Genomic DNA, 7,101 nt, shown 5'->3' with positions numbered 1-7,101 from the left:
CCCGGAACCGCGCCTCGGTCGGGTCGCCGTCGAGCAGATTGGCCCACTCCAGCACGTTCTGGCGTTGGATGGCCCGCAGCTTGTGCTGTTCGGCCGGGGGCAGGTTGCTGAACTCGGCGTAGTAGACCGGCATGATCTCCGGCATCTGGAACGTGAGTTTGGCCTGCCGTTCGGCGATCCGGCGAACGGCGTCGGCTCGGCTGGTCGCCTCGGCAAGAGCCTCGGTGATCGCGAGCGCCACGCGGTCGCCGGTCCGATAGAACGCCGCGGCGAGCAGATCGGACTTGCTGGCGAAGTAGCGGTACACGCTCGACGCGTTGATGCCGACGGCCGCGCCGATCTCCTCGATGCTCGCCTCGTGATAGCCCTGGCGCCCGAAGATCCGGATCGCCTCGGTGAGCAGCTGTTCGCGTTTCGACGAGACCGGCAGGCCACGGGTGACCGGGCCCGGCTCCGGTTCCGGCGGCGCGGGCGGCAGGTCGGCGCGCAGGATCGCCCATGCCATATCGCGCAGCAGCGGCAGCAGCCTGGCGCCGGACAGCGCGCTGCGATGCGCGGAAATGCTGGCGATCGCACTGAGCACCGCGGCGGCCAGCATCGCGACGTCGGCGGGCGGACTGTCCGGACGCAGTTGCTCGATGGGGTCGGCCAGGGTGGCGTTCAGGTCGTCGTAGATCGCACGGATCCGGATCCGGTCCTCGCGTTCCAGGTAGCGCCGCTCCCAGCGGTACAGCCCGGCCTCGCGGCGGATCTCGATGGTGTGTTCGCTGATCGCCCTGATCAGCGCGTCCAACCGGGCGGCGGGTTCGAGTTGCGGATCGTCGGCGGCCCGGGCGACGGTGAGCAGGTGCCGCGCGCCTTCTTCCGCGGCCGCGACGAGCAGCGCGTATTTGTTCGTGAAGTGCCGGTACAGCGCGGGACCGGAGATCCCGACCTCGGCGGCGATCTCGTCCACGCCGACCGGGTAGTACCCGCGGTCGCTGAACGCGCGCGCGGCGGCCCGGATGATCTGCACCTTGCGATCCTTGGGCCTGCGGCGCACGGGTCCGGCATCAGGGCGCGCGGAAGCGAGGCCGACCTCGCTGCGTTCCGCGACCATGCACCTCTCCGTTCTGCTGCGGCGGCGCTGGTTGACAGCGCCCGACGATGGAACCTAAGTTAACCACAATTCGCAAAGTTAACCAGTATTCATGGCACGATAGCCGCAGAGTTGCAGCGTAGGAGCGAACATGAGCAATACAGATTCCGCGGCTGTGACCGCATCCGCCGGGCCTGCCGCGGGCTTCTCGGCGGTACGGGACGGCAAGGTCCTGCGGGTGACCCTCACCAAGCCGAAGCGCAAGAACGCGGTCGATTACGACACCATGGTCGCGCTCGGCGACACCATCGCCGCCGCGGCCACCGACCGCTCCGTGCGGGTGATCGTGCTGACCGGCGAGGGCAGCGATTTCTGCACCGGCGCCGACCTGTCCACCTCGGTGGCCGAGGCGCAGCGTGGCATCACCCCCGAGATGACGATGGACGCGGCCAACCGGCTGGTGAAGTCGATCGTGGACGCGCCGATCCCGGTGGTGGTCCGGGTGAAGGGCGCGGCCGCAGGGGTGGGCGTGGGCATCGCGTTGGCCGCCGATCTGATCTACGCCAGCGAGGAGGCCTACCTCCTGCTGGCGTTCATCAACATCGGGTTGATGCCCGACGGCGGCGCGGCCGCGATGATCGCCGCCGCCGCGGGCCGCACCGTGGCGGCAGAGATGGCACTGCTCGGCGAGCGCCTGCCCGCACCCGCGGCCGAAGCGGCGGGGTTGTTCACCGCGGTGGTCCCCGAGGCCGAGCTCGACGCGAAGGTGGAGGCCGCGGTCGCCAAGCTCGCCGCAGGCCCCCGCCGCGCCCTCGAGCTCACCAAGCAAGCGCTGAACCAGGCGACGCTGACGTCCCTCGACGCCGCCTTGGCCGCCGAAAAGTCCGGGCAGAGCGAACTTTTGACTTCCCCGGACTTCGCCGAAGGCGCCACCGCCATGCTGACCAAGCGCAAGGCCGTCTTCGCCGACTGATCGGGCGCGCGCCGCGGTCGGCGCACCGGGTCTGGGCTGCAGACGCGACGCGGCCGATGAGCTATGTTGATCGGCTATGGGCTACCTGGTTACCGGGGCAACTGGGTTCATCGGTCGTTTTCTCATCCCCGAGCTGCTGAAACGCGAGGGCGACATCCATGTGCTGGTGCGGCCGGGCGTCGAGTCCGCCGACCGGTTCACCTGCTGCGCCCGGGAATGGGACGGCGGCGATCGGGTGCAGGCGGTGCGCGGCGACCTCGGCGCACCGGGGCTGGGTATCGACCCGGCCTGGCTGGCCGCCCACCGCGGCACCATCGATCATGTCTTCCATCTGGCGTCCAGTTACGACACGGCCGAGCGCGGCGACGGCACCAAGCATCTGGTCGACGTCGCCGAAAGCCTGAAAGCCGGTCTGCTGCATCACGTCTCGACGGTGGATATCGCCGGCACCGCGACCGGCCTGTTCACCGAGGACATGTTCGACGAGGGCCAGCAGCTCAGCACGCCGGCCCAGCGCGCCAAATTCGAAGCCGAGCGGATCGTGCGCACGTCGGCGCTGCCCTGGCGCATCTATCGTCCGTCGATCGTCATCGGCCATTCCCGCACCGGCGAGATCGATCGGATCGACGGCCCGTACTACTTCTTCCGGCTGCTCCGGATGGGCGCGCAGTTGCCGCGCATTCTGCCGGTGCTGGTGCCCAAACTAGGCGAAACCAACATGGTCCCGGTCGATTTCGTGGCCCGCGCGCTGGACCATCTCGCGCACCGGGGCGGCCCGAACGAGCAGACCTATCACCTGATCGACCCCCGCAGGCAGGGCGTGGCCGAGGCGCTCAACCTGTTCGCCGACGAGGCGGGCGCGCCGCACCTGGTCGAGGTGATGCCGAAACGCGCGCTGGACATGGCTTTACAGGTGCCCGGCGCGAGCTGGCTGCTCCCCCGCGTCGGCGTGCCCCGAGAGGTGTTGGAGCACAGCGAGTTCAGCTGCTGGTTCGACTGCCGCAACACCACCGCGGGCCTGGCGGGCACCGATATCAAGGTCCCGCCGCTGGCCGGCTACGCCCCGCTCATCTGGCGGTACTGGATCGAGAATTGGGTAGTCTGAACGGCTTTCACGCGCCGGTGATGGTCAGGTAGATCAGCGCCACGTTGAGCGCGGAGATGATTGCGGCGATCAGCCAGGCCAGCGCGGTGGTGACGCGGTGGTTGGTGTCGGCGCCCATCAGGGTGCGATCGCTGGTCAGACGCACCAGCGGGATCAACGCGAACGGGATGCCGAACGAGAGCACCACCTGCGAAATGATCAGCGCGCGTGTGGGATCGATGCCGATGGCCAGAATCACCAGTGCCGGGACCAGGGTGACCAGCCGCCGCACCATCAGCGGAATATGCCTGCGCAGCAGGCCCTGCATGATCATCGCGCCCGCGTAGGCGCCCACCGAGGTGGAGGCCAGCCCGGAGGCGAGCAGGCCGATGGCGAGCAGCAGGGCGGCGACCGGGCCGAGCACATCGCCGACCGCGGTGTGCGCGTCCTGCAGGGTCTCGACCTCGCGACCGCGCAGCGTGTTCGCGGCCATGAGCAGCATCGCCAGGTTCACCGTGCCCGCGAGCAGCATGGCCAGCAGCACGTCGACCTTGGTGACGCGCAGCAGCCTGGCCCGCATCGGTCCCGGCTCCGGGTGGCCGTGCCGATCCCGGGCCAGGCCGGAGTGCAGGTACACCGCGTGCGGCATGACCGTCGCGCCGATCATCGCCGCGGCGAGCAGCACGCTCTCGGTGCCCTGGAATCGGGGCACCAGTCCGCCGATCGTGCCCCCGACCGAGGGCGGCGAGATGAACACGCTGGCCAGGAAGCCGATAGCGATGATGGCGAGCAGGCCGGTGATCACCCGCTCGAACGGGCGCTGGCCGCGCCTGTCCTGCACGAGCAGCAGACCCATCGAGACCACGCCGGTGATCACGCCGCCGACCAGCAGCGGCAGGTCGAACAGCAGGTTCAGCGCGATCGCGCCGCCGACCACCTCGGCCAGGTCGGTCGCCATCGCGACGGTCTCGGCCTGCCCCCAGTAGGCCAGGCGGGTCCATTTGCCGGACCGGTCGCGCACCGCTTCCGGCAGCGACAACCCGGTCACCAAACCCAGCTTGGCCGAGAGGAATTGGACCAGGCCCGCCATCACGTTGGCCATCACGATGACCCACACGAGCAGATACCCGAACTGCGCGCCCGCGCTGATGTTCGACGCGACATTGCCGGGGTCGACGTACGCGATCGCGGCCACGAACGCCGGACCCAGCAGCAGGCTGGCCGCCCGGGCGCGCTGGGTGGCGGATTTAGCGGACTCAGCCAAGGTTGTACTCACAGAACAGAATTTTACGGGTTCCCGAACTTTTACGTTAGTGGTACCCGTAAAAGCCGACCGCCCGGTTACGCCGAGCAGGCGTAACCGGGCGGCCGGTCGGTATTCGGTGCTACCTCAGATACCGAGTCCTCGGGCGAGGACGGGCCAGGACAGCTGGAACTCGTCGCGCCAGTAGCCCCACGAGTGGGTGCCGCTGTTGCGGAAGTTGTAGGTCGCCGGGATGCCCAGCGACTCCAGCTTGTTCTTGAGGTTGTTGGTGCAGAAGTTGGTGCCCGCCTCGATCACGCCGCCGATGATGATCTGGTTGGCCAGACCGTAGGCGCCGGGCAGCGCGTACTTGCCGTCCAGCGTGTCGTACTGGCCGGGCAGGCCGTTGCCGGTGGAGATGTAGAGGTCCAGTCCGCGCAGGCCCTCGGCGTGCACGTAGGGATCGTTGGCCACCCATTCCGCGGAACCCTGTGGGCCCCACATGTTCTCGGTGTCGCCGCCGCCCCAGGTCTCGACCGTGAGCTTCACGAACTCCGAGCCGACCGGGTCACTGGTCTGCGCGCAACCGCTGTACGCCGCGGCCGCCTTGTACAGGCCGGGCTTGGCGATCGGCAGCGCGAGCACCGTGGTGCCCGAGGTGGACAGACCCGCGATCGCGTTCACGCCGTTGGTGCCGAGAGCGCCGTCGACCAGCGGCGGCAGCTCCTCGGTGAAGAAGGTCTTCCACTTGTTGCGGCCGAGCGTCGGGTCGTCCTTGATCCAGTCGGTGTAGTAGCTCCACTTGCCACCGATCGGCTGGATGACGTTGACGTTCTTGTCCGACAAGAACTTCAGCGCGTCGGTCTTCGCCTGCCAGGAGGCGTCGTCCTGGCCGCCGCCCGCACCGTTGAGCAGGTACAGCGTCGGGCGCGGCACCGAGGCGTCGGCCGGACGCTGCACGTCGATGATGACCTTCTGGTCCATCGCCGCGGAGTACACGTACAGCCGGATGTTCCGGTCGTCCTTGTACTCGGCCTTGGTGATCTTCGAACCGTCGGGAGCGGTCGGGTTGGCCAGCAGACTCTTCCCGTCGATGATCGGGTCAGCAGCCGACGCGGTGGTCACGCCCAGACCGGTCATCACGCCCGCAAGGACCGCCGTTGCCGCGATCGCCGCCGCGGCACGTAGGCCGCCGCGCCGAGTCTGTCGACGTATCAATTTCGCACCTTCGCTTCGTCTCGAAATGTCATCTGCATGCCCCACGCGCCGGCGATAGCGCCCTGGACACACCTGCGCCAGACCATACGGCCTATGTAGTCGTGCCGACAGGGGTCACCGTTACCGCAGCGTTGCCCATCATGCCTGAGCAGTCTCGATTTCGTCACGTCAGACCCGATTTGCGCGCCGTGTCCCCGGTGCGCGGATCGAGCAGGCGCGACAGGGCCGGACCGATGTCCGCCAAGGCTTCCGGCGAGGTCATCTGATCGTGCGGAACGCCGATCGGGTGATCTTCGACACGGCCCTCGACCAACGGGTACCAATTCTGCGCCGCGGTCTCGTGACCGGCCGCGCTGAAGTAGTCGAGCCTGCCGCGGAACACCGCGGGCCGGTGCTCGGCGATGAGCTCGGCCGAACGCACGGCGCTGCGGTAGATCCGGCGCACCCGCTCCGGCGTGAGCACGGCCATGTCCGGCGGAATGGTCGCGTGCAGCGCGGCGAGTGCTTCTTCACTGAGGTCGTGGATGTCGCCGTCCTCGGGCAGCAGCGCGTGCGCGCCGATGCCGAGCTCGGCCAGCGCCTCCCGGATCGCCGCGCGGAAGTCCGTCACATCGATGTCGGGATGGCTGTCGAGCATGGCGAGCAGCGTGACCTGCTCGCCCGCGGCCTGCAGTTCCGTCGCGATGGCGTGCGCGAGCACGCCGCCGAGCGACCAGCCGAGCAGCCGGTACGGCCCCTCCGGCTGGACCGCCCGGATCTCCCGGACATACCGGGTGGCCATCTCGGCCAGCGAGGTCGGCAGGTAGCCGTCCTCGGACAGCGCCGGCGATTGCAGGCCGAAGATCGGCGTGCTGGCGGGCACATAGCGCGCGAGACCCGCGTAGCACCAGGACAATCCGTACATCGGGTGGATGCAGAACAGCGGCTCGGCGGCCGCGGTGTCGTGCGGCACCCTGGTGCGGATCGAGAGCAGCACGCCGAGCGCGGCGTTCGATTCCAGGTCGTAGTCGTGGTCTCCGGCGAGCGCGGCCAGGATGCGGGCGGCCAGCGCCGCCGGGGTCGAGTCGGTGAAGAACCACTGCACCCGGACCTCGGCCCCGGTGAGCGTGCGCAATCTGCTGACCGCACGGGTCGCCACCAGCGAATTGCCGCCGATGTCGAAGAAGTCGTCGTCCAAGCCGACCTGCTCGGCGCCGACCACCTCGGCGAAGACCTCGGTGATGGTCCGCTCCAGCGGCGTGGTCGGCGGACGGTAGGGGCGCGCGGCGAATTCGGGTACAGGCAGGGCCTTGCGGTCCAATTTGCCGCTCGGGTTGAGCGGCAGCGCGTCCAGCACGACGAACGTCGACGGCACCATGTAGGACGGCAGCGCACCGCGCGCGTGGCTCAGCACCGCGGCGGTGTCGACGATCTCCCCCGGCGCGGCGACCAGGTAGCCGACGAGCCGGTCACCGGTGCTGCCGTGGACCAGCGCGACCGCGGCGTGCCGCACCGACGGATGCCCG

6 protein-coding genes are annotated in these 7,101 nt (G+C 69.0%); 2 read left to right on the top strand and 4 right to left on the bottom strand.

The genetic code is table 11. The features are described 5' to 3' along the window. Window positions 1-1,099, bottom strand: a 1,099-nt coding sequence (locus NBRGI_RS31115) for a TetR/AcrR family transcriptional regulator (RefSeq protein WP_036561628.1), incomplete at its 3' end; no start/stop codon positions are given. A 130-nt stretch (window positions 1,100-1,229) separates the two neighbouring features. Between NBRGI_RS31115 and NBRGI_RS31110 the strand changes: the two genes are divergently transcribed. Together NBRGI_RS31110 and NBRGI_RS31105 are read left to right on the top strand one after the other, a co-directional pair. After that, window positions 1,230-2,051: an enoyl-CoA hydratase-related protein gene (locus tag NBRGI_RS31110; RefSeq protein ID WP_029900753.1), complete on the top strand. Its 822-nt coding sequence runs from the start codon at window positions 1,230-1,232 to the stop codon at window positions 2,049-2,051. A gap of 76 nt (window positions 2,052-2,127) precedes the next feature. Then, window positions 2,128-3,156 (top strand): SDR family oxidoreductase, encoded by a 1,029-nt coding sequence (locus NBRGI_RS31105; RefSeq protein ID WP_029900752.1) that lies wholly within the window; start codon window positions 2,128-2,130, stop codon window positions 3,154-3,156. Between the two features lie 7 nt (window positions 3,157-3,163). On the opposite strand, the gene NBRGI_RS31100 is transcribed toward NBRGI_RS31105, so the two are convergent. The 3 genes from NBRGI_RS31100 to NBRGI_RS49730 form a co-directional block, all read right to left on the bottom strand. Next, complete coding sequence (locus NBRGI_RS31100; protein ID WP_029900751.1) at window positions 3,164-4,399, bottom strand: Nramp family divalent metal transporter; 1,236 nt, start codon at window positions 4,397-4,399, stop codon at window positions 3,164-3,166. 126 nt (window positions 4,400-4,525) lie between these two features. Beyond that, the gene (locus NBRGI_RS31095; RefSeq protein WP_029900750.1) at window positions 4,526-5,518 is read right to left on the bottom strand and encodes an alpha/beta hydrolase; all 993 of its coding nucleotides are present in this window, start codon (window positions 5,516-5,518) and stop codon (window positions 4,526-4,528) included. Window positions 5,519-5,759: 241 nt separating this feature from the next. Further along, the gene (locus NBRGI_RS49730) at window positions 5,760-7,088 is read right to left on the bottom strand and encodes a thioesterase domain-containing protein (protein ID WP_370627872.1); all 1,329 of its coding nucleotides are present in this window, start codon (window positions 7,086-7,088) and stop codon (window positions 5,760-5,762) included. Window positions 7,089-7,101 lie beyond the last annotated feature (13 nt).

Source organism: Nocardia brasiliensis IFM 10847, assembly GCF_000710915.1.
GTDB classification, from domain to species: domain Bacteria; phylum Actinomycetota; class Actinomycetes; order Mycobacteriales; family Mycobacteriaceae; genus Nocardia; species Nocardia brasiliensis_A.
This window is presented reverse-complemented; position numbering and strand designations above follow the sequence as displayed.

Excerpts from the sequence above, each read along its gene's own strand:
- NBRGI_RS31110 (WP_029900753.1), top strand. The coding sequence starts at position 1,230 with ATGAGCAATACAGATTCCGCGGCTGTGACCGCATCCGCCGGGCCTGCC.
- NBRGI_RS31105 (WP_029900752.1), top strand. The coding sequence starts at position 2,128 with ATGGGCTACCTGGTTACCGGGGCAACTGGGTTCATCGGTCGTTTTCTC.
- NBRGI_RS31095 (WP_029900750.1), bottom strand. The coding sequence starts at position 5,518 with ATGACCGGTCTGGGCGTGACCACCGCGTCGGCTGCTGACCCGATCATC.